The organism is Streptomyces sp. NPDC016562, assembly GCF_043076955.1.
Lineage (GTDB): Bacteria > Actinomycetota > Actinomycetes > Streptomycetales > Streptomycetaceae > Streptomyces.
The window spans coordinates 344406-367762 of record NZ_JBIBRZ010000002.1 but is presented as its reverse complement, the minus strand read 5'-3'; the positions used below and the strand labels follow the sequence as shown (position 1 = coordinate 367762).

Sequence of the window (23357 nt, the reverse complement as noted above, 5' to 3'; positions counted from 1 at the left end):
CGGCACTCCTTTTCGGTCGGCGGGCCCGGGGCGTGTACCGGGCCAAGCCCAGCGTCGGACCGCGGTACGTCCCATGCCACGGACGTGACCGTGCCGGCCGCCCGCGCTACCCGATCGGGGAGCCCTGGCGCTCCGATCGGCCGGGCGCGCGGTGGGGGCGCGTGGGGGGGCGCGCGGGGCGGGTGAGTGTGACCTTCGCCGCTGTTCGGGGAGGGGGTGTCCACATGGGTTACCCGCAAGTAGCATGGGCCAGGTGAGCGGGCGCTCAGCAATGCGTGCCGAGCCGCCCCCGCGCAGCAGTGCACACCCGCACCTGGAGGAGAGCCAACGTGCCTCGTACCGTCAGGGACGTCGTCTTCGTCGACGGCGTCCGCACCCCGTTCGGCAAGGCGGGCCCGAAGGGCATCTACCACGAGACCCGCGCCGACGACCTCGTCGTGAAGGCGATCCGGGAGCTGCTGCGCCGCAACCCGGACCTGGACCCCGCGAAGATCGACGAGGTCGCCATCGCCGCGACCACGCAGATCGGTGACCAGGGCCTGACGCTGGGCCGTACCGCCGGCATCCTCGCGGGCCTCCCGCAGTCCGTCCCGGGCTACTCCATCGACCGCATGTGCGCCGGCGCGCTGACCGCCGTGACCGCCGTCGCGGGCGGCGTGGCCTTCGGTGCGTACGACGTCGCCCTCGCCGGCGGTGTCGAGCACATGGGCCGCCACCCCATGGGCGAGGGCGTCGACCCGAACCCGCGCTTCGTCTCCGAGAAGCTGGTCGACGAGTCCGCCCTGTTCATGGGCATGACCGCCGAGAACCTGCACGACCGGTACCCGACGATCACCAAGCTCCGCGCCGACGAGTACGCCGTGCGCTCGCAGGAGAAGGCCGCCAAGGCGTACGCCGACGGCAAGATCCAGCAGGACCTGGTCCCGATCTCGGTGCGCAACACCAACGAGGCGGCCGGTGAGACGGGCTGGGGCCTGGTCACCACCGACGAGCCGATGCGCCCGGGCACCACGCTGGAGAACCTGGCCGGCCTGAAGACCCCGTTCCGTACGCACGGCCGGGTCACCGCGGGCAACGCCGCCGGTCTCAACGACGGTGCCACCGCCGCGATCATCGCGTCCGAGGACTTCGCCCGGGAGAACAACCTCCCGGTCAAGATGCGCCTGGTCTCGTACTCCTTCGCGGGTGTCGAGCCCGAGGTCATGGGCTACGGCCCGATCCCGGCCACCGAGAAGGCCCTGGCCCAGGCCGGTCTGACGATCGACGACATCGGTCTCTTCGAGATCAACGAGGCCTTCGCGGTCCAGGTCCTCGCGTTCCTGGAGCACTACGGCATCGCCGACGACGACGCCCGCGTGAACCAGTACGGCGGCGCCATCGCCTTCGGTCACCCGCTGGCCTCCTCGGGCGTGCGCCTGATGACGCAGCTGGCCCGTCAGTTCGAGGAGCAGCCGCACGTCCGCTACGGCCTGACCACCATGTGCGTCGGCTTCGGCATGGGCGCCACGGTCATCTGGGAGAACCCGAACTTCAACGCCGAGGGAGACTCCAAGTGAGCACCACCGCTGAGCTCCTGAAGGGCGCGGCCGAGCTGTTCCCGGACGAGGTCGTCACGTCCGCGCACGTCCGCCACCTGGACCTGCCGTTCGGCGCCGGGCGCTTCGCGCTCATCACGCTGGACAACGGCTTCGACCACACCAAGCCGACCACTTTCGGCCCGCAGTCCCTCGCCAACCTGAACGCGGCGATCGACCAGGTCGAGCAGGAGGCCATCGCCGGCTCCATCGTCGGCGCGGGCATCACCGGCAAGCCGTTCATCTTCGCGGTCGGCGCCGACCTCAAGGGCGTCGAGCTGCTGAAGCAGCACGACGAGGCGCTCGCCATCGGCAAGGGCGGCCACGACGTCTTCAAGCGTCTGGCGGCCCTCGCGGTCCCGACCTTCGCCTACTACAACGGCGCGGCGATGGGCGGCGGCGTCGAGGTCGGCCTGCACTGCACCTACCGCACCGTCTCGAAGGCCATCCCGGCCTTCTCGCTGCCCGAGGTCTTCCTCGGCCTGGTTCCCGGCTGGGGCGGCTGCACCATCCTGCCGAACCTGATCGGCGCGGACCGCGCGGTCTCGGTGATCATCGAGAACTCGCTCAACCAGAACAAGCAGCTGCGCGGCCAGCAGGTCTTCGACCTCGGCATCGCGGACGCGCTGTTCGAGGGCGCGGACTTCCTGGAGCAGTCCCTCATCTGGACCTCCAAGGTGCTCAAGGGCGAGACCGAGGTCGTACGCGACGAGATCGACCGCGGCGAGGGCTGGGACGCGGCCGTGGCCCGCGGCCGCGCCATCGCGGACTCCAAGGTGCACGGCGCCGCCCCGGCCGCCTACCGCGCCCTGGAGATCATCGAGGCGTCCAAGGACGGCGACCTGCAGAAGGGCTTCGACGCCGAGGACACGGCCCTGGCCGACCTCATCATGGGCGGCGAGCTGCGCTCCGGCATCTACGCCTTCAACCTGGTCCAGAAGCGCGGCAAGCGCCCGGCCGGTGCCCCGGACAAGTCCCTGGCCCGTCCGGTCACCAAGGTCGGCGTCGTCGGCGCGGGCCTGATGGCCTCGCAGCTGGCGCTGCTGTTCCTGCGCCGCCTGGAGGTGCCGGTGGTCCTCACCGACATCGACCAGGAGCGCGTGGACAAGGGTGTGGGCTACGTCCACGCCGAGATCCAGAAGCTGCTCGGCAAGGGCCGCATCAACCAGGACAAGGCCAACCGCCTGACCGCCCTGGTGACCGGCGTCCTGGACAAGGCCGAGGGCTTCGCGGACGCGGACTTCATCATCGAGGCCGTGTTCGAGGAGATGTCGGTCAAGCAGAAGGTGTTCGCGGAGGTCGAGGCGGTCGCCCCGGCGCACGCGATCCTCGCCACCAACACCTCCTCGCTGTCGGTGTCGGAGATGGCCTCCAAGCTCCAGCACCCGGAGCGCGTGGTCGGCTTCCACTTCTTCAACCCGGTCGCGATCCTCCCGTTGCTGGAGATCGTCCGCGGTGAGCAGACCGACGACGCCTCGCTGGCCACGGCCTTCGGTGTCGCCAAGAAGCTGAAGAAGACCGCGGTCCTCACCAAGGACGCCCCGGCGTTCGTCGTGAACCGCATCCTGACCCGCTTCATGGGCGAGATCCAGAACGTCATCGACGAGGGCACCCCCGTGGCCACGGCGGAGAAGGCCATCGAGCCGCTCGGCCTGCCGATGTCCCCGCTGGTCCTCCTGGAGCTCGTGGGCCCGGCGATCGGTCTGCACGTCTCCGAGACTCTGAACCGCGCCTTCCCGGAGCGTTTCACCGTCTCCCCCAACCTGAAGCGCGTCGTGGAGGCCGGCAAGCGCGGCTTCTACGTCTACTCGGCGGAGAACGGCTTCAAGCCGGAGCTCGACCCCGAGGTCGCCGCCCTCCTGGTGCAGGGCGACTCCGTCCTGACGGAGGAGCAGGTGCGCGACCGCGTCCTGGACGCGGTGGCGCAGGAGATCGGCCTGATGCTGGAGGAGGGTGTCGTGGCCGAGGCCCAGGACATCGACCTCTGCCTCATCACCGGTGCAGGCTGGCCCTTCCACCTGGGCGGCATCACGCCGTACCTGGACCGCGAGGGCGTCTCGGAGCGCGTGAACGGCAAGAAGTTCCTCGCCCCCGGCCTGGCGAGCGTCCCGGCCTAGTCCGGGTCCCTGACGGGCGTATGACGGCCTGGCCCGCTCCCTTCGGGGGGCGGGCCTCGGCCATTCGAATACCTGTCTAAGATTCACCCCCATGACGGAAACGCAACGGCGGCCCGGGCGCCGCCGACGCCGCATTCTGCGGGTCACCCTGCTGCTGGTCGCCGTGCTGGTCCTGGGCGCGGCCGGGGCGGGCTGGTGGGCGTACAGCCACCTCAACGGCAACATCGACAGCGTCGACCTGGACAAGGCGATCGGGGACAACCGGCCGCCGAAGGTGGTCGCGAACGCGCAGAACATCCTGGTGCTCGGCTCCGATTCACGGGCCGGGGCCAATGCCGATCTCGACCACGGCGACGTCAGCGGAGCCCGCTCGGACACCGCGATGCTGGTGCACATACCCGAGGGCCGGTCCAAGGCGACCGCGGTGAGCATCCCGCGCGACACCCTGATCACCCGGCCCGAGTGCAAGGACCGGGACGGCAAGACCGTGCCGTCCGCGAAGCGGGTCATGTTCAACTCCGTCTACTCGCTGGCCGGTCCGGCCTGTGTCGTCAACACGGTCGAGCAGCTGTCCGGAGTGCGCGTGGACCACTTCGTCGAGGTCGACTTCGCCGGCTTCAAGGGCCTGGTGGACGCGCTGGGCGGGGTCACCGTCACCCTGGACAAGCCGATGAGCGGCGCCAAGGGCGGTCTGAAGCTGGAGGCGGGCGAGCACCGGCTCAACGGCGCCGACTCGCTGAAGTTCGTCCGGACCCGCTACGGCTACGGCGACGGCAGCGACCTCGGACGCATAGGCCTCCAGCAGCAGTTCATGCTGGCGATGCTGTCCGAGATCAAGAAGCAGGACGCCCTCGGCAACCCGGCGCGGCTCTACAAGCTCGCGGACGCCGGGACCAAGTCGCTGACCACCGACTCCGACCTCGACTCGCTCACCGCGCTGGCCGACTTCGCGCAGAGCATGAAGGGCGTGGACCCGGACACGATGGAGACGATCATGCTGCCGGTCGCCTACGACAAGGTCGACCCCAACCGCGTGGTCGTGGCCGAGCCGCAGGCGACCGAGCTGTGGGCGGCCCTGCGCAACGACCAGAAGATCCCCGCCTCGGCGAAGAACTCCCCCGCCAAGGGCTGACGGGCCGGCACGTGACGCAGTGGGCCGCACGGGGATCCCCGTGCGGCCCACTGCGTCATGTCGGGCCGCGGCACGTCCGGTTCAGAACTCCGCGTCCCTGCCCACCTGGCCCAGCCGGCTGTGGCTGCGGCCGTACAGGAAGTAGACGAAGAAGCCGATCACCATCCAGATCCCGAAGCGCAGCCAGGTCTCGGCCGGCAGGTTGAGCATCAGCCACACCGAGGCGGCGATCGACAGGATGGGCACCAGGGGCACCAGCGGGGTCCGGAAGGACCGGTGCAGGTCGGGGCGGGTGCGACGCAGGATGATCACGCCGAGCGCCACGACCACGAAGGCGAACAGCGTGCCGATGTTCACCAGGGTGGCGAGCTCGTTGATGCTGGTGAAGCCCGCGACGATCGCGATGATCACGCCCAGCAGGATCGTCGGCCGGTACGGCGTACGGAACTTCGGGTGGGTCCGTGAGAAGAACCGCGGCAGCAGTCCGTCACGGCTCATCGCGAAGAACACGCGGGTCTGGCCCAGCAGCAGGATCATGCAGACCGTGGTGAGGCCCACGGCGGCGCCGAAGCTGATGATGCCTCCGTACACCGGGTGTCCGGCGGATTTGAAGGCGTCGGCCAGCGGAGCGCTTACGGACAGCTCGCTGTAGTGCTGCATGCCGGTGACCACGAGCGAGACCGCCACGTACAGCACGGTGCAGATGAGCAGCGAGCCGAGGATGCCGCGCGGCATGTCCCGCTGCGGGAGCTTGGTCTCCTCGGCGGCCGTGGCGACGACGTCGAAGCCGATGAAGGCGAAGAAGACGACGGAGGCGGCGGTGAAGATGCCCATGATGCCGAAGTTCGTGGGCTGGTAGCCGAAGATCAGCTGGACCAGTGGCGCGTCGAGCCCCGAACCGCCCTTCTGGGGCACCGCCTCGGGGATGAACGGCTGGTAGTTGCTGCCCTTGATGAAGAACAGGCCCGCGATGATCACGATGAGCACCACCGTGACCTTGATCGCGACGACGATCGCCGTGATCCTCGCGGACAGCTTCACGCCGACGACCAGGATCGCGGTGAGGAGCAGCACCAGGACGAAGGCCAGCAGGTCGAAGGTGCCGCCGGCGACGTCCGGCCCCTGGAGTGCGGCCGGCAGGTGGATGCCCGCGTTGTCCATGAGGGAGCGGACGTACCCGGACCAGCCCACGGCCACGACCGCGGTGCCGAGGGCGAATTCCAGGACGAGGTCCCAGCCGATGATCCAGGCCGGCAGCTCGCCGATCGAGGCGTAGGAGAAGGTGTACGCCGAACCGGCGACGGGGACGGTCGAGGCGAACTCGGCGTAGCACAGGGCCGCGAGCGCGCACACCACGCCGGCGGCCACGAAGGCCAGGGCGGTGGCGGGGCCGGCGGTCTCCTTGGCGACCTTGCCGGTGAGGACGAAGATGCCGGTGCCGATGATGACGCCGACGCCGAAGACGGTCAGGTCCCAGGCGGACAGGGATTTGCGGAGCGCGTGTTCCGGCTCCTCCGTGTCCCGGATGGACTGTTCCACCGACTTGCTGCGGAAGGGACTGTTCAGATCCGTACTCACCAACGCACCTCCGAACAAGGTGACGCACGCGAACGGGCCGGGAGGCCCACCCCTCAAGGGTGATCTCCCGGCCCGTGACGTGCAACCGCGCGGCGATCTAGTGCGGGCGCCCGCCCTAGTCGACGGTGGCGGCCGGCTCGCTGTCGTAGCGTCCGTCCAGCTTGGCCACCAGGCCGGTGACCTGCCGTGCGATGTCCGGTGCGGTCAGCCCGATCTCGGCCATGACCTCCTTGCGGGAGGCGTGGTCGAGGAAGCGCTGCGGGATGCCGAAGTCGCGCAGCGGTACGTCGACACCCGCGTCCCGCAGGGCCTGCGAGACGGCCGAACCCACGCCGCCGGTGCGGCCGTTGTCCTCGACGGTGACGACCACGCGGTGGCGGTCGGCGAGCGGGGCCAGCGCCTCGTCCACGGGCTTGACCCAGCGCGGGTCGACCACGGTCGTGGTGATGCCCTGCTTGTCGAGCAGGTCGGCGATCTCCAGGCACATCGGGGCGAGCGCGCCGACCGAGACCAGCAGTACGTCCGGCCGGGTGACGTCGGCGCCCGGCGTGCGCAGCACGTCCATGCCGCCGGCCTTGCCGACGGCCGGGACGGCCGGGCCGACGACTCCCTTGGAGTACCGCACGACGGTCGGGGCGTCCTTGACCTCGACGGCCTCGCGCAGCTGGGCGCGCAGCTGCTCCGCGTCACGCGGGGCGGCCAGCCGCAGACCGGGTACGACCTGCATGATCGACATGTCCCACATACCGTTGTGGGAGGCGCCGTCGGTGCCGGTGACACCGGCCCGGTCCAGGACGAAGGTGACCCCGCACTTGTGCAGGGCCACGTCCATCAGGACCTGGTCGAAGGCACGGTTGAGGAAGGTGGCGTACACGGCGAAGACCGGGTGGGCGCCGCCGGTGGCCAGGCCCGCCGCCGAGGTGGCGCCGTGCTGCTCGGCGATGCCGACGTCGAAGATCCGGTCCGGGTAGGCGTCCGCGAACTTCTTCAGGCCGACCGGCTGGAGCATGGCCGCGGTGATGGCGACGATGTCCTTGCGCTCCTTGCCGAGCTTGACCATCTCGTCGGCGAAGACGGAGGTCCAGCTGGCGGCGTCGGTGGAGACCGGCAGACCGGTGTCGGGGTGGATCGGGCCGATGCCGTGGAAGCGGTCGGCCTCGTCCTGCTCCGCGTGGGTGTAACCGCGGCCCTTCTGGGTGAGGCAGTGCACGATGACCGGGCCGCTGAAGCGCTTGGCGCGCGTCAGGGCGGACTCCAGGGCCTCGATGTCGTGGCCGTCGATGGGCCCGATGTACTTCAGGCCGAGGTCCTCGAACATGCCCTGCGGGGCGATGAAGTCCTTCAGGCCCTTCTTGGCGCCGTGCAGGGTCTCGAAGAGCGGCTTGCCCACGACGGGCGTGCGCTCCAGGATCTCCTTGCCGCGGGCCAGGAAGCGCTCGTAGCCGTCCGTGGTGCGCAGGGTGGCCAGGTGGTTGGCGAGACCGCCGATGGTGGGGCCGTAGGAGCGCTCGTTGTCGTTGACGACGATGACCAGCGGGCGGTCCTTGGCGGCGGCGATGTTGTTCAGCGCCTCCCAGGCCATGCCGCCGGTCAGCGCGCCGTCGCCGATGACGGCGGCGACATGGTGGTCCTCCCGTCCCAGCACCTCGTTGGCCTTGGCGAGGCCGTCGGCCCAGCCCAGCACGGTGGAGGCGTGCGAGTTCTCGATCACGTCGTGGTCGGACTCGGCGCGCGAGGGGTAGCCGGACAGGCCGCCCTTGGCGCGCAGGTTGCCGAAGTCCTGACGACCGGTGAGCAGCTTGTGGACGTAGGCCTGGTGGCCGGTGTCGAAGAGAACCTTGTCCTTGGGCGAGTCGAAGACCCGGTGCAGGGCGATCGTCAGTTCGACCACCCCGAGGTTGGGGCCGAGGTGCCCGCCGGTCTTGGAGACGGCGTCGACGAGGAAGGACCTGATCTCGGCGGCGAGCTGATCGAGCTCCTCCTGGCTGAGCCGGTCCAGATCGCGCGGTCCCTTGATGCGGGTCAGCAGCACCCGTGCCTCCTTGCAGTTGCTTGCTGGTCTGTCGAGTCTAATGTTCCGCTCGTCGGCCCGGTCATCGGGCCGTCCCGGCAGCGTCACACCTTTGTCATACATGTACACACCGCCGCGCGGTCACACCTCACATACGGGCGTATACCCGTACAGGAGTACGCACGTACACATGTACGCACGGATGCCCGGCGCCACGCGAAGTGGCACCGGGCACTGTGACCGGTATTACCGCCGGTTGCCGCTCGGGCGCTCGGCGGGGTGAGCGGACGGGCGCGCGGTCAGGCGCGTCCGGCCGTCTTCTGGGTCTTGCGGGTGATCGAGTCGATCACCACGGTGGCCAGCAGCACCGCGCCAGTGATCATGTACTGGATCGGCGTCGCGATTCCCTCCAGGGCCAGACCGTACTGGATCGAGACGATGACCATGACGCCGAGGAGGGCGTTCCAGGTCCGGCCGCGGCCGCCGAAGAGGCTGGTGCCGCCGATGACGGCCGCCGCGATCACGTTCATCAGCAGATCGCCGGCGCCGGCGCTCTGGTTGGCCGCCGCGATCTTCGAGGCCCAGAACAGACCGCCGATGGCGGCGAAGGTGCTGGAGATCGCGAAGACCGTGATCCGGATCCGGGTCACGTTGATGCCCGCACGACGGGAGGCCTCGACGCTGCCACCCAGCGCGAAAACGTTTCGCCCGAAGGTCGTGCGGCGCAGCACGAAGTCCGTGACGATCAGGGCCAGCAGGAAGACCACCACCGCGAGCGGCAGGCCTTTGTACTGGTTGAACAGCACGGCGGGGCCGAAGGCGAACACCGCGAGCAGGCCGGTGCGCAGCAGGATCTCGGCGAGCGGCCGGGTGGGCATCCCGGCCGCCTCGCGGCGCCTCGCGTCGAGGAAGGCCGAGAGGAAGTAACCGGCCACCGCGAGCGCGGCCAGACCGTAGGCGACGGCCACGTCCGAGAAGAAGTACGTGGTCAGCTGGCCGACCACGCCGTCCGAGTCGATGTTGATCGTGCCGTTGCTGCCGAGGATCTGCAGCATCGCGCCGAGCCAGAACAGCAGGCCCGACAGGGTGACGGCGAAGGCCGGGGCGCCGAGCCTGGCGAAGAAGAAGCCGTGGATGCAGCCGATCAGGGCGCCGCCGGCGATGGCCGCCAGGATCGCCAGCCACTCGTTCACGCCGTGGGTGACGGCGAGGACGGCGACGATCGCACCCGAGACACCGCTGACCGAGCCGACCGAGAGGTCGATCTCGCCGAGCAGCAGCACGAAGATGATGCCGATGGCGATCATGCCCGTGCCGGTCATCGTGATCGCGATGTTGGTGAGGTTTTCCGGGGAGAGGAAGTTCGAGTTCAGCCCCTGGAAGATCGACCAGATGACGATCAGGCCGATGACGACCGGGAGGGAACCCAGGTCCCCGGCTTTCATCTTGCGCTTGAACTCGCCCACGTATCCGGCGAGGCCCTCCTCGCGGACGAGCAGACGCGGGTCCACGGCGGGAATCGCATCATGGGCGGCGGCGGGGTTGACCGGGTCGATGTGCTCCTGCTGGTCGACGGGGCCCTTGCCCAGGGGACCGGTGGCAGGGTTCTGGGTGCTCACTTGCCGGCCTCCGAGGTGCGGGCCGCCCGGCGGGTCACGGCGTTGTCCGTGGCACCGGTGATGGCGGAGATGATCTCTTCCTGCGAGGTGTCGGCGACGTTGAAGACGCCGTTGTTGCGGCCCAGCCGCAGGACCGCCACCTTGTCGGCGACGGCCTTCACATCGGCCATGTTGTGGCTGATGAGGATGACGGCGTGACCGCGCTCGCGCAGCCGCTCCACGAGGTCGAGCACCTGTGCGGTCTGCTCGACGCCGAGGGCGGCGGTGGGCTCGTCGAGGATGACGAGCTGCGGCTCGCCCAGCATGGAGCGGGCGATCGCCACGGTCTGGCGCTGACCGCCGGAGAGCGAGGCGATGGGGATCCGGACACTGGGGATCCGGATGGACAGGGTGGTCAGGAGCTCGCGGGCGCGGCGCTCCATCTCCACCTCGTCCAGGATGCCGCGGCGCTTGAGCTCGCGGCCGAGGAAGAGGTTGCCGACGACGTCGATGTTGTCGCACAGCGCCAGGTCCTGGTACACCGTCGCGATGCCCAGGTTCTGGGCGTCGTGCGGCTTGCCTATGGAGACCGGGCGGCCCTCCCACTCGATGACTCCGTCATCGATGGGGTGCACGCCGGCGATCGTCTTGACCAGCGTGGACTTGCCGGCGCCGTTGTCGCCCACCAGGGCGACCACCTCACCGGAGTGGATCTCGAGTTCTACGTCGGTCAGGGCCTGAACGGCGCCGAACCGCTTCGAGACCCCTCGCAACGCCAGCACGGGCGCAGCGGACACATGAACCATCTCCTTCGCCGCCTGACCGGCGGGGATGTCGTGCAAAAGAGCAGGAGCGGGGCGAATGGGGGAACGTTTCTGCCCGGCGCCCCGCGGTGGCGGGGATGAGAGGGCGGGGCGCCGGTCAGGCACGGGGGGCCGCCTCGGGGGGAGGCGGCGGGGGCCGCTACTTCAGGCCAACGGTGGCGCAGGCCGCCGCGTACTTGTCGGTGCAGATCTCGTCGACCTTGTAGACGCCGTCCTTGACGACGGTGTCCTTGATGTTGTTCTTGGTCAGCGAGACGACCGGGATCAGCACGGACGGGACGCCCTTGGTGGTCGGGCTGTCGACCGTGGAGGTGGTGACACCTTCGAGCTTCTCACCCTTGGCGAGGGCGACGGCCATCTTCGCCGCGGCCTCGGCCTCGGGGGCGTACGGCTTGTAGACGCTCATGAACTGCTCGCCGGCGACGATGCGCTGCACCCCGGCGAGTTCCGCGTCCTGGCCGGTGACCGGGGGCAGGGTGGACAGGCCGGCCGCCTTGAGGGCGGTGATGATGCCGCCGGCCATGCCGTCATTGGCGGAGTAGACGCCGATGATCTTGTCCTTGCCGAGCGCCGAGAGGGCGGCCGCCATGTTGGTGTTGGCGTTCTCCGGCTTCCACTCGACGGTGTCGTACTCCTTGCCGATGTTCACCTTGCCGTCGAGGACGGAGTGCGCGCCGGACTTGAAGAGCTTGGCGTTCGGGTCGGTGACCGAACCGTTCATCATGACGATCTGGCCGTCCTTGGCCTTGTCGCCCAGCGCCTCCAGCAGCGCCTTGCCCTGGACCTTGCCGACCTCTTCGTTGTCGAAGGAGGTGTAGGCGTCGATCGGGCCTTCGGCCAGACGGTCGTAGGAGACGACCGGAATGCCGGCGTCCTTGGCCTTCTTCACCGAACCCGCGATGGCCTTGGAGTCCACCGCGTCGACGATCAGGACGTCCACCTTGTTGGTGATCATCGTGTCGACCTGGGAGTTCTGGGTGGTCGCGTCCTGCTTGGCGTTGGCGTAGACGACCTGGCCCTTGCCGCCGGTCAGCTCCGCGACCTTCTTCTCGATGAGCGGCTTGTCGAACTTCTCGTAACGCGCGGTCTGGTTCTCCGGCAGGAGCAGACCGACCTTGATCGCATCACCCTTGCCCGCGCCGGATTCCTTCGTCTTGTCCCCGGCCTCCTTCGCACTGCCACAAGCGGCGAGGGAGACGGCCATGGCACCGGCGGCCACGGCTACGGCGGTTCTGCGCATACGCGTGTTCATTACTTGAACCTCCCTGACGAGGCCGCAACGCTGCGGCCGAGGTGGATGTGAGTCAACCCCGGCCGCGTTTTGCCGTCAAGGAGTGAATCCTTAACGAGATGACAACGGTGCCATCCGTTATCTACCTGAAGGCAAGACGGCTGGAGCTCGCACTCCACTCCCATGATCTGACAAAAGCGTCGAATCGCCCATTTCACTGAGCACAAGGGCTAGTGCGCCCAGCACCTCGGCCCGCCCGCCCAGGGAGCCCGTGAGCACCGACAGTTGGCGGGCCGCACTGGGAATCGCGTACCTCCCCACGGATTCACGGATGGGAGCCAGCACCAGTTCACCCGCCTCCGCGAGCGAGCCGCCGAGCACCACCCGGCTGGGGTTGAGGAGGTTGCACAGACTGGCCACGCCGCTGCCGATGTGGCGGCCCACGTCCGTGATCACCCGGCGGCAGCCCGGGTCCCCGCCGCGGGCCAGTTCGACCACCCGCTCCATCGTCAACTCCGGCCCGTGCGTGCCCTGGAGCAGCGGCAATACGTACCGGGCGGCGGCGAAGGTCTCCAGGCAGCCGCGGTTGCCGCAGCGGCAGACGGGGCCCGATTCGTCGAGCGTGATGTGCCCGATCTCGCCCGCGGTACCGCCCGGACCGCGGTAGATCTGGCCGTTGATCACCAGGCCCGCGCCGACGCCGCTGGCCACCTTGATGTAGGCCAGGTCCTTTACTCCCCGCCCGCTCCCCCAAACGAGTTCACCGAGGGCTCCGAGGTTCGCGTCGTTGTCCACGTACACCGGCACGCCGAGGCGCTGCGAGAGCTCCTGGCGGGGGTTGATGCCCGCCCAGCCCGGCAGGATCGCGGTGGAACCCAGGGTTCCGGACTCGACGTCGATCGGGCCGGGGACGCCGAGCCCCACGCCGATGACCTTCTCCAGCCCCACCCCTATGGCCGCGATCAGCCGTCCGACCAGGGCCTCCGCCCGGTCGAAGCCCTCCGTCCAGGAGGCGTCGACGTCCAGCGGCTCCGATTCCTCGGCCAGCACCTGATGGGCGAGGTTGCCCACGGCCACCCGCAGGTGGGTGTGGCCGAAGTCCACGCCGATCACGATGCCCGCGTCACCGCTGAGCGAGACGCTGCGCGCCCGCCGGCCGCCCGCCGAGGTGTCGGTGACCTCGACGGTCCCGCCGTCCTTCAGTTCCCGGACGATGTTGGAGACCGTGGCCGCCGACAGTCCGGTGGTACGGGCGATCTCCGCCTGGGTCAGCGATCCCGCGAGCCGCACCGCCCGCACGACCCGTTCGAGATTCGCGCGATGCAGCGAGGACTGCGATCCGGGAGTCTGCACGACTCATCCACTCCTGCCCATAAGCGACGGCCAGCCGTCGCCCCCCGGCCGGGGGCACGTCGCGACTGCACGCTCCGAGACCCCGGCGTCTCTCCAACTTGTGAACCTTAAGTCGAGCCTTTGCGCCACGACACGTCAAGAGGCTGACGCGGCACGAATCGGTCACTTCGGGTCAAAAGCGGGGAGATGGTGATCACGGATCGTGCGGGACACGGCTATTTCAGTGTCGCCGAGGTCAGGCCGGCCTGGATCTGGCGCTGGAAGGAGAGGTAGACCACCAGCATCGGGACCATCGCGATGGTCACGCCCGCGAAGAGCACCGGCAGGTCGGTCTCGTACCCCTGCTGCTGCTGGAGCTGGATCAGCCCCTGGGTGAGGAGGTAGCGCTCGGGGTCCGAGCCCGTCTGCGGCTGCATCAGCACGGAGGGCAGGATGTACTGGTTCCACTGGCCCAGGACGTTGAAGATCCCGACGCTGATCAGACCCGGCTTGGCCATGGGGACCATCACCTGGAAGAAGATCCGGGTGTCGGAGGCCCCGTCGATCACCGCCGCCTCGTGCACCGCCGTGGGCAGCGTGCGGAAGAACGAGTGCATGAAGAAGACGGTGAACGGCATCGAGTAGGCGACGTACACCAGGATCAGGCCCTGGTACGTGTTCAGCATGTCGAACCGCTTGACCATGAAGAACAGCGGGACGAGCGCCAGGAACACGGGGAACATGGCCCCGCTGACGAAGAAGTAGTACAGGAACCGGTTGCCCGGGAAGGGGTAGCGGGCCAGGACGTACGCCGCCATCGAGCCGAGCAGCATCGTCAGCGGGACCGAGAACACCATGACGATCAGGGTGTGGGCGAAGTAGTCGCCGATGCCCTTGTCCCAGGCGCGGCCGAAGGCGTCGAAGTTCCAGTTGGAGGGCCAGCTGAGGGCCGAGCCGCCGATCTGCGCGTCGGTCTTGAAGGAGCCGAGCGCCAGCCAGATCAGCGGCAGGACGATCAGTATGGCCCAGACGGCGAGGAAGCCGTGGGAGAAGACGTTGAGGACCATGCCCTCCGAGGGGCCGGCCGGCCGCTCGCCGGCCGGGCCGGATCCCTTGGAGCGCTCCGCGGCGGGCTCGCCCGGAGCCTTGATCACTGTGGTCATTGTGGTCTCCCGCTCAGAACTCGATGCGCTCGCGGCGGGTGGCGCGCAGCGTGATGACGGAGAGGATCATGGTGAGGACGAGCATGACCACGCCCATGGCGCAGGCGTAGCCGCTCTTGCCGAAGTAGAGGAAGTTCCTCATCAGCACCGTCGCCATGACCTCGCTGTGATGGTCGGGGCCGCCGCCGAACTGGCCCGAGGTCATGGTCGACACCAGGACGAACATGTCCATCGCGGCGATGCCCAGGTAGACCGCGGAGGTCTGTACGGAGTCCCACAGCAGCGGCAGCGTGACCTTGAGGAAGGTCTGGGCGCGGCCCGCCCCGTCGAGCAGGGCGGCCTCGTAGATGTCCTTGGGGACGGACTGCATGGCCGCCGAGAACAGGACGAGGTAGAAGCCGACGCCGTGCCAGACGACCACGAGGAGCAGGCACCAGAGGACGAGCCGCGGCTCGTTCAGCCATTCGACCGGGTGGAGCCGGTCGACGAGGCCGAGCTTGATCAGGACGCCGTTGAGCAGGCCGCCCTCGTCGGTGCGGTACACGGCCCCGAAGAGGACCGCGAGGATGGCGAGGGAGAGGACCTGCGGGAAGAAGTAGACGATCTTGTAGAAGCCCGACCCCCGCACGCCCTGCACCCCGCCGGCCCCGCCCCGCCCGCCCGCGTTCACCATGAAGGCGAAGAAGAGGGCGAGCAGGATGGTCACCGTCGGGACGAACACCAGGAGCAGCAGGTTGTGCCACAGGGCGCTGCGGAAGACCTCGTCCTTCATCAGGGCCGTGTAGTTGTCCAGGCCGACGAAATCGAACGTCGGCGACTGGCCGGACCAGTTGGTGAAGGAGTAGCCGAACGTCTGTACGTACGGCCAGATGACGAAGGTCAGATACAGCGCGAGGGGAGCGAGGAGGAAGCCGGCGATGAAGCCGCCCCGTCCCCTGCCCTGGGCTACTTGGCTCATGGTGTCCGTCCCTGGAATCCTGTCCGGTGACCGGTGGAGCGCGTCGTCAGCTGCGTCGGTTGTTCTTGGCGTTCGGGTCCTGCGCGGCCTTGTTCACCGCGGCCTGGGCCCGCTTGATCCACTCCTTCGGCGGGATCCGCTTGGCCATCAGCTCATTGGACGCGTCCTGGATCGCCGTGTCCATCTCGCTGTACCAGTCGGGGTAAAGGTAGTTGAAGGTGTTCTCCCCGGCCGCCTTCAGCGCCGTGACCGCCGACTGGGTTCCCGGCCGTAGCTTCACCCCCGGGTCGACGCCGTCCTTGACCACGGTGAGCGAGTTGGCCTGCTGGGCGAAGAGCGTGGACCATTCGCGTGACAGCATCGAACGGATGAACTCCAGGCCGCCGGCCTTGTTGGCGGCCTTCTCCGGGACGATGAAGGGCTCGCCGGCGCCGGCCCGGATGGCCTCGAAGGGCAGCTTGCTGTCGGCCAGCGGCGGGACCGGGAGGAACTGCATGTCGAAGTCGTCGGGCGTCTGCTTGAGCTGCTCGTTCTCCAGCCAGGAGCCGGACGGGATGAAGGCCGCCTTGTACTGGTTCCAGGCGGTCTGGGACTCCGTGTGGGTCAGGCCGTTGGTGCCCGGCAGCAGCAGGTCCTTCTCGACCACCTCGTAGACCGCCTCGACGGCGGCGAGGGCCGCCGCGCTGCCCTCGAAGGCGTTCGGCTCCAGGTTGTCGATCGCCTTCATGGCGTCCAGACCGCCCTTCTTGGCGATCAGGTCCATGATGACGACGTTGATGTAGTACGGGTACTTGCCCTGGTGGGCCAGGCCGCCGATGCCGGCTTCCTTGGCCTTCGCGCAGATCCCGAGGAACTCGTCCCAGGTCTTGGGCGCGGTCCAGCCCTTCTCCTTGAAGAGCTTGCCGGAATACCAGAAGCCGTAGACGGTGTAGACGTAGTTCAGCGAGACGAACTTGCCGCCCTGGGTCCCCTGTTCGACGGTGCCCGCGATCAGCGTGTCGCGGACCTTCTTGCTCGGGTCGTCGAGCGACGGGGCGTCGAGCACCGGGGTGAGGTCGGCGAGCTGGTTGCTCTTGAAGAGCACGTCCAGCTTGATCTTCTGGGCGCCGGAGTCGTCCACGACGTCCGGCGGATTTCCGCCGTTGAAGCGGGTCTGGAGCTTTCCGGTGATCTCCTGGGTGCCGAGGTGGGAGCTGGTGGTGCCCCACTTCTTGTCGAAGGCGGCCTCCCAGGCCTTCGCGTAGTCGTCGCCGAACCCGCCCTTGAAGACGACCACGTCCAGCTGGCTGCCCTTCGCGACGCCGAAGGGGTTCTGTGCGCTCGTCGCGGCCTTGGACGGGCCGTTCGTGGGCTCGTCCCCGCCGGAGGCGCAGGCGGACAGGAAGCCCATCGTGGGCACGGTGATCAGGCCGAGTGCCGCAGAGCGCTTGATCAGATCACGGCGGCCGAGGCCCTCACCGGTGGATGCCATGCTCATGTCCTCGCCTTCGTCAGAAGTGTGAAGGAGGCGGGAAATCACGGCAGTTGCCGTGTCTGCGGACGACGCCGCAGATCCCCCGCTGTCCCCCGGGTCCGGGGTCCCTCCTGCGGAGCGACCTGGACGCGCACAGGTATAGTCCACTTCCGCTCGACTCAGCAAGATCGTGCACAAGGATGACCGCCAGCTTTTCCGAGTTGAGACCTGTCCGTCATCTGGCACCGCCGGGACGAAATGCGGAAGGGCCGTACCCCCATAACGGGGATACGGCCCTATGGTGCCGATAAGCGAAGAATGCCTTCGCTTGGCGCGCCCTTAGCCTCGGATGAGGTTGCGCAGGACGTACTGCATGATGCCGCCGTTGCGGTAGTAGTCCGCCTCACCCGGCGTGTCGATGCGCACGACCGCGTCGAACTCCACACCGGTGTCGGTGGTCACCTTGACGGTGCGCGGGGTGGTGCCGTTGTTCAGCTCCTCCACACCGGTGAAGGCGAAGGTCTCCTCACCGGTGAGGCCCAGGGAGGCCGCGGTGGCGCCCTCGGGGAACTGCAGGGGCAGGACGCCCATGCCGATCAGGTTCGAGCGGTGGATGCGCTCGTAGGACTCGGCGATGACGGCCTTGACGCCGAGGAGCGCGGTGCCCTTGGCCGCCCAGTCGCGGGACGAGCCGGAGCCGTACTCCTTGCCGGCCAGGATGACCAGCGGGATGCCGGCGGCCTGGTAGTTCTGCGAGGCGTCGTAGATGAAGGAGACCGGCGCGCCCTCGACGGTGAAGTCGCGGGTGAAGCCGCCCTCGGTGCCCGGCGCGATCTGGTTGCGCAGGCGGATGTTGGCGAAGGTACCGCGGATCATGACCTCGTGGTTGCCGCGGCGGGAACCGTACGAGTTGAAGTCGCGGCGCTCGACGCCGTGCTCCGTGAGGTACTTGCCGGCCGGGGTGTCGGCCTTGATCGCACCGGCCGGGGAGATGTGGTCGGTGGTGACCGAGTCGCCCAGCTTCGCCAGCACGCGGGCGCCGGCGATGTCGGAGACCGGGGTGGTCTCCATCGTCATGCCCTCGAAGTAGGGGGGCTTGCGGACGTAAGTGGACTGCGGGTCCCACTCGAACGTGTTGCCGGTCGGGATCGACAGCGCCTGCCACTGGGCGTCGCCCGCGAAGACGTCCTGGTAGGACTTGCTGAACATGTCCTCGCCGATGGCGTTCGCCACGACGTCGTTGACCTCGGCCTCGGAGGGCCAGATGTCCTTGAGGAAGACCGGCTTGCCCTCGGTGTCGGTGCCGATGGCCTCCTTGGTGATGTCCACCTTCATGGAGCCCGCGATGGCGTACGCGACGACCAGCGGCGGGGACGCCAGGTAGTTCATCTTGACGTCGGGGTTGATCCGGCCCTCGAAGTTGCGGTTGCCGGAGAGCACAGAGGTGACCGCGAGGTCGTGCTCGTTGATCGCCTTCGAGATCTCCTCGTCCAGCGGACCGGAGTTGCCGATGCAGGTGGTGCAGCCGTACCCGACGAGGTTGAAGCCCATCTTGTCGAGGTACGGGGTCAGGCCGGCCTTGTCGAAGTAGTCGGTGACGACCTTCGACCCCGGGGCCAGGGTGGTCTTGACCCACGGCTTGCGGGTCAGACCCTTCTCGACCGCCTTCTTGGCCACGAGCGCCGCGGCGACCATGACGTAGGGGTTCGAGGTGTTGGTGCAGGAGGTGATCGCGGCGACGGTGACGGCGCCGTGGTCGAGCTCGAAGGAGGTGCCGTCGGCCAGGGTGACCGGGGTGGGCTTCGACGGGGCGCCGTTCGGGTGGTTCGCCGGGGCGTCGGAGGCCGGGAAGGACTCGATGCCCGCCTCGTCCACGTCGTCGACGTAGTTGCGCACGTCCAGGGCGAACTGCTCGGCGGCGTTCGCGAGGACGATGCGGTCCTGCGGGCGCTTGGGGCCGGCGATGGAGGGGACGACCGTGGAGAGGTCGAGCTCCAGCTTCTCGGAGAAGTCCGGCTCGGCGGCCGGGTCCAGCCACAGGCCCTGCTCCTTGGCGTACGCCTCGACCAGCGCGACCTGCTGGGCGTCGCGGCCGGTCAGGCGCAGGTACTTCAGCGTCTCGTCGTCGATCGGGAAGATCGCGGCGGTGGAGCCGAACTCCGGCGACATGTTGCCGATGGTGGCGCGGTTCGCCAGCGAGGTGGCGGCGACGCCCTCACCGTAGAACTCGACGAACTTGCCGACGACGCCGTGCTTGCGCAGCATCTCGGTGATGGTCAGCACCAGGTCGGTGGCGGTGGTGCCGGTGGGCAGCTCGCCGGTCAGCTTGAAGCCCACGACGCGCGGGATCAGCATGGAGACCGGCTGGCCGAGCATCGCGGCCTCGGCCTCGATGCCGCCGACGCCCCAGCCCAGCACGCCGAGGCCGTTGACCATGGTGGTGTGCGAGTCGGTGCCGACGAGGGTGTCGGGGTACGCCTGGCCGTTACGGACCATGACCGTGCGGGCCAGGTGCTCGATGTTGACCTGGTGGACGATGCCGGTGCCCGGGGGGACGACCTTGAAGTCGTCGAAGGCGGTCTGGCCCCAGCGCAGGAACTGGTAGCGCTCCTTGTTGCGGCCGTACTCCAGCTCCACGTTCTGGGCGAACGCGTCGGCGGTGCCGAACTTGTCGGCGATGACCGAGTGGTCGATGACCATCTCGGCGGGCGAGAGCGGGTTGATCTTCGCCGGGTCGCCGCCGAGGGCCTTCACGGCCTCACGCATGGTGGCGAGGTCCACGACGCAGGGGACGCCGGTGAAGTCCTGCATGATCACGCGGGCCGGCGTGAACTGGATCTCCTCGCTGGGCTGGGCCTGCGAGTCCCAGTTGCCGAGCGACCGGATGTGGTCGGCGGTGATGTTCGCGCCGTCCTCGGTGCGGAGCAGGTTCTCCAGCAGGACCTTCAGGCTGTAGGGGAGGCGGGCGGAGCCCTCCACCTTGTCCAGCCGGAAGATCTCGTACGACTCGTCGCCCACCTGCAGCGTGCTGCGGGCGTCGAAGCTGTTCGCCGACACGACAGTCTCCTTCATGCATGAATTCGCGCGTATTTACCGCATCCTGCCGCCACGCCCCTTGGCCAATCCGCTAAGGTAAGGCTAAGTTAGGTAACCCTTACCAGCGGGGGCGGCTGCGGTACGCCTTCGGCAGATATCTCGATGTCGAGATAACTCTAGTACATGTCCGGGGGCGGGGACGAGGCGCGCACCTGTAGCACTGCGGGCGCGGTGCGCCGTCCCGAGGATTCCGCATACCCGGATTCGATCAGCGTGACCAGGTCAGACAGTGCCAGCTCGGCAATCCGTTCGGGGGGCGGGGTGACGGTGGTCACGGAAGGTTCCCGAGCGCGGGCGCGGCGCGTGGCGGGAGCGGGCGGGTCCTTTGTCCCCCGCCGCCCGCGCGGGAGCGGCAGCGGTCGACCCGAAAGCCTCCCGAAAGCCCGCCGAGAAACGCCCACATGGGACCTGACGGCACATAACACCCGCCAACTCTCCACACCACCTCCACCCGTATGCCACACCTGGCCCATGGGTCATCTCATATCTGAGATACCGTGCCCCCATGGCAGACGACTACCTCGTACGCATCGGCAAGCTCATCCGTGACGCCCGGCAGCACCGGGGCTGGACACAGAGTCAGCTCGCGGACGCGCTCGGCACCAGCCAGAGCGCCGTGAACCGGATCGAGCGCGGCAACCAGAACATCAGCCTTGAGATGATCGCCCGAATCGGTGAAGCGCTCGACAGCGAAATCGTCTCCCTGGGCTACGCCGGACCGATGCACCTGCGCGTGGTCGGCGGCCGCCGCCTGTCCGGCGCCATCGACGTCAAGACGAGCAAGAACGCGTGCGTCGCCCTGCTCTGCGGCTCGCTGCTCAACAAGGGCCGTACGGTCCTTCGACGGGTGGCCCGCATCGAGGAGGTCTACCGCCTCCTGGAAGTGCTGAACTCGATCGGCGTCCGCAGCCGCTGGATCAACGACGGCGTGGACCTGGAGCTCGTCCCCCCGGCCCGCCTCGACATGGAGGCCATGGACGCGGACGCGGCGCGCCGCACCCGCAGCATCATCATGTTCCTGGGCCCGCTGCTGCACCGGATGGAGACCTTCCGCCTCCCGTACGCGGGCGGCTGCGACCTCGGCACCCGCACCATCGAGCCGCACATGATCGCCCTGCGCCGCTTCGGCCTGGACATCACCGCGACCGAGGGCATCTACCACGCGAAGGTCGCGACGGGCGTCTCCCCCGACCGCCCCATCGTGCTGACCGAGCGGGGGGACACGGTCACCGAGAACGCGCTGCTGGCCGCCGCCCGGCACGACGGCGTCACCGTCATCCGCAACGCCTCCTCCAACTACATGGTCCAGGACCTGTGCTTCTTCCTGGAGGCGCTGGGCGTGAAGGTCGAGGGCGTGGGCACCACCACCCTCACCGTCCACGGCGTCCCGAACATCGACGTGGACGTCGACTACTCCCCCTCCGAGGACCCGGTCGAGGCGATGAGCCTGCTCGCCGCCGCGGTCGTCACGGAGTCGGAGCTGACGATCCGCCGGGTCCCGATCGAGTTCATGGAGATCGAGCTCGCGGTGCTGGAGGAGATGGGGCTGGACCACGACCGCTCGGCCGAGTACGTGGCCGACAACGGCCGCACCCGCCTGGTCGACCTCACGGTCCGCCCCTCGAAGCTCCAAGCCCCGATCGACAAGATCCACCCGATGCCCTTCCCCGGGCTGAACATCGACAACGTCCCGTTCTTCGCGGCCATCGCCGCCGTCGCCCAGGGCCAGACCCTGATCCACGACTGGGTGTACGACAACCGGGCCATCTACCTGACCGACCTGAACCGCCTCGGCGGCCGCCTCCAACTCCTGGACCCCCACCGCGTCCTGGTCGAGGGCCCCACCCGCTGGCGCGCCGCGGAGATGATGTGCCCGCCGGCCCTGCGCCCGGCGGTGGTCGTCCTCCTCGCGATGATGGCGGCCGAGGGCACGTCCGTACTGCGCAACGTCTACGTGATCAACCGCGGCTACGAGGAACTGGCCGAGCGCCTCAACTCGGTGGGCGCCCAGATCGAGATCTTCCGCGACATCTAGGAAACCGTCAGGTGGCCGCCGCCGCCTGCCCGATCTGCGCGCACGCGGCTCGGGCGGGAGTGCGGCGGCTGTCTCGTTCCCGGGGGCTTTTCCCGGGGCTTTTCCAGGGCCGCGTCGTCGGCTGCACTAGGGTGACGGCCCGAGCTGGTCCGTGGGGCCGCCGACGAGGGGACGAGACACATGCCTGCTGCCCAGACCTCCGCCCGGGTGCTCAGTGGTCTGCTGATCGGGGCCGGTGTGGCGCACTTCGCCGTGCCGCGGCAGTTCGACGCCATCGTGCCGCGCAGCCTGCCCGGGGCGCCCCGGACCTGGACCCATCTGAGCGGGCTCGCGGAGATCGCCGTCGGGGCGGCGATCGCCGCCCCGCGCACGCGGCGGGCGGGCTCGCTGGCCGCGGCCGGGCTGTTCGTCGCCGTGTTCCCGGCGAACGCGAAGATGGCGTACGACTGGCGGCACCGGCCCGCGCCGCTGCGGGCGGCGGCCGTGGCGCGGCTGCCCCTGCAGGTCCCGCTCGTGCTGTGGGCGCTGCGCGTCCACCGGGCCGGGCGGCCCTGCCGTTGACGGTTGGGTCTACGGCACGGGCACGCTCCGGCAAGATGGGGCGGACGACCCCTTCCCGGGGCGGCACGAGGAGAAGATCGCCCGACCATGACCGCCAAGCCCACGCCGTTCGACGAGCTCGACCGGAAGATCATCACTGCCCTGATCGCGAACGCCCGCGCGAGTTTCGCGGAGATCGGCACCGCCATCGGCCTGTCGGCCACCGCCGTCAAGCGCCGCGTCGACCGGCTGCGCACGGCCGGTGTCATCACGGGGTTCCGGGCCACGGTCCGTCCTGCGGCCCTCGGCTGGCGCACGGAGGCGTACATCGAGGTGTACTGCGACAGCGCGGCGCCGCCCAGGCGGCTCTCGGAGGTGGCGCGCAAGTACCCGGAGATCGTGGCGGCCATGACGGTGACCGGCGACGCCGACGCACTGCTGCACGTCAGGGCCACCGACGTCGGGCACTTCGAAGAGGTGCTGGAGCGGATCCGCAGCGAACCGTTCATCCGCAAGACGATCAGCTACATGGTGCTCTCCCACCTGCTGCCCGAGAGCCCGGAGGCGGGGGCCAGCGAGGCCGCGCCGGACGCCGGAGCCGTCGTGACGCAGTGAACCTGCTTCGAAGGCTCATCTGCGCAGCATTCCTGCGCGTGCGCGCAGCTCTTCATCCTTGTCCCGGGTACCGGCCGCTTCCTACGGTGATGACACCCCC

Annotated in this window: 17 protein-coding genes; 6 read left to right on the top strand and 11 right to left on the bottom strand. The window is 68.8% G+C overall.

The genetic code is table 11. The features are described 5' to 3' along the window. The first annotated feature begins 329 nt into the window (after window positions 1-329). The 3 genes from ACF059_RS09530 (at window position 330) to ACF059_RS09520 (ending at window position 4823) form a co-directional block, all read left to right on the top strand. Entirely contained in the window at window positions 330-1556 is a 1227-nt protein-coding gene (locus ACF059_RS09530; RefSeq protein WP_360896297.1) for an acetyl-CoA C-acyltransferase, read from the top strand. Continuing rightward, window positions 1553-3691 carry a 3-hydroxyacyl-CoA dehydrogenase NAD-binding domain-containing protein gene (locus ACF059_RS09525; protein ID WP_392053802.1) on the top strand — a complete coding sequence of 713 codons (2139 nt, stop codon included), beginning with the start codon at window positions 1553-1555 and terminating at the stop codon, window positions 3689-3691. Before ACF059_RS09530 ends, ACF059_RS09525 begins: the two co-directional genes overlap by 4 nt. 91 nt (window positions 3692-3782) lie before the next feature. Further along, the gene (locus ACF059_RS09520) at window positions 3783-4823 is read left to right on the top strand and encodes an LCP family protein (protein ID WP_392053799.1); all 1041 of its coding nucleotides are present in this window, start codon (window positions 3783-3785) and stop codon (window positions 4821-4823) included. A gap of 81 nt (window positions 4824-4904) precedes the next feature. Here the strand turns inward: ACF059_RS09520 and ACF059_RS09515 are convergent, their stop codons facing one another. From ACF059_RS09515 to ACF059_RS09465, 11 genes are all read right to left on the bottom strand, one after another. After that, window positions 4905-6401 carry an amino acid permease gene (locus ACF059_RS09515; protein ID WP_392053796.1) on the bottom strand — a complete coding sequence of 499 codons (1497 nt, stop codon included), beginning with the start codon at window positions 6399-6401 and terminating at the stop codon, window positions 4905-4907. 115 nt (window positions 6402-6516) lie between these two features. Further along, on the bottom strand, window positions 6517-8433 hold the full coding sequence (gene dxs, locus ACF059_RS09510; RefSeq protein ID WP_392053793.1) for a 1-deoxy-D-xylulose-5-phosphate synthase: 1917 nt from the start codon (window positions 8431-8433) through the stop codon (window positions 6517-6519). Window positions 8434-8711: 278 nt separating this feature from the next. Further along, the gene (locus ACF059_RS09505; RefSeq protein ID WP_392056549.1) at window positions 8712-10001 is read right to left on the bottom strand and encodes a sugar ABC transporter permease; all 1290 of its coding nucleotides are present in this window, start codon (window positions 9999-10001) and stop codon (window positions 8712-8714) included. A gap of 26 nt (window positions 10002-10027) precedes the next feature. After that, a complete protein-coding gene (locus ACF059_RS09500) occupies window positions 10028-10816 on the bottom strand; it encodes an ATP-binding cassette domain-containing protein (RefSeq protein WP_360896312.1) in 789 nt (262 codons plus the stop codon). 157 nt (window positions 10817-10973) lie between these two features. Beyond that, window positions 10974-12086, bottom strand: a complete 1113-nt coding sequence (locus ACF059_RS09495; protein WP_360896315.1) for a substrate-binding domain-containing protein — start codon at window positions 12084-12086, stop codon at window positions 10974-10976. A gap of 117 nt (window positions 12087-12203) precedes the next feature. Continuing rightward, window positions 12204-13418 (bottom strand): ROK family transcriptional regulator, encoded by a 1215-nt coding sequence (locus ACF059_RS09490; protein ID WP_361940334.1) that lies wholly within the window; start codon window positions 13416-13418, stop codon window positions 12204-12206. Between the two features lie 215 nt (window positions 13419-13633). Next, window positions 13634-14560, bottom strand: a complete 927-nt coding sequence (locus ACF059_RS09485; protein WP_361940331.1) for a carbohydrate ABC transporter permease — start codon at window positions 14558-14560, stop codon at window positions 13634-13636. 13 nt (window positions 14561-14573) lie between these two features. After that, entirely contained in the window at window positions 14574-15518 is a 945-nt protein-coding gene (locus tag ACF059_RS09480; RefSeq protein WP_392053789.1) for a carbohydrate ABC transporter permease, read from the bottom strand. 46 nt (window positions 15519-15564) lie between these two features. Further along, window positions 15565-16995, bottom strand: a complete 1431-nt coding sequence (gene ngcE, locus ACF059_RS09475; protein ID WP_392053786.1) for an N-acetylglucosamine/diacetylchitobiose ABC transporter substrate-binding protein — start codon at window positions 16993-16995, stop codon at window positions 15565-15567. A 315-nt stretch (window positions 16996-17310) separates the two neighbouring features. Beyond that, entirely contained in the window at window positions 17311-20028 is a 2718-nt protein-coding gene (acnA, locus tag ACF059_RS09470) for an aconitate hydratase AcnA (protein ID WP_392053784.1), read from the bottom strand. Between the two features lie 155 nt (window positions 20029-20183). Continuing rightward, on the bottom strand, window positions 20184-20342 hold the full coding sequence (locus ACF059_RS09465) for a hypothetical protein (protein WP_392053781.1): 159 nt from the start codon (window positions 20340-20342) through the stop codon (window positions 20184-20186). A 230-nt stretch (window positions 20343-20572) separates the two neighbouring features. Here ACF059_RS09465 and ACF059_RS09460 point away from each other — a divergent pair, with 230 nt between their 5' ends. From ACF059_RS09460 to ACF059_RS09450, 3 genes are all read left to right on the top strand, one after another. Beyond that, the gene (locus ACF059_RS09460; protein WP_392053778.1) at window positions 20573-22102 is read left to right on the top strand and encodes a helix-turn-helix domain-containing protein; all 1530 of its coding nucleotides are present in this window, start codon (window positions 20573-20575) and stop codon (window positions 22100-22102) included. 180 nt (window positions 22103-22282) lie between these two features. Continuing rightward, window positions 22283-22663 (top strand): hypothetical protein, encoded by a 381-nt coding sequence (locus tag ACF059_RS09455; RefSeq protein ID WP_392053775.1) that lies wholly within the window; start codon window positions 22283-22285, stop codon window positions 22661-22663. 87 nt (window positions 22664-22750) lie between these two features. Beyond that, window positions 22751-23257, top strand: a complete 507-nt coding sequence (locus ACF059_RS09450; protein WP_360896337.1) for an Lrp/AsnC family transcriptional regulator — start codon at window positions 22751-22753, stop codon at window positions 23255-23257. The last annotated feature ends 100 nt before the right edge of the window (window positions 23258-23357 follow it).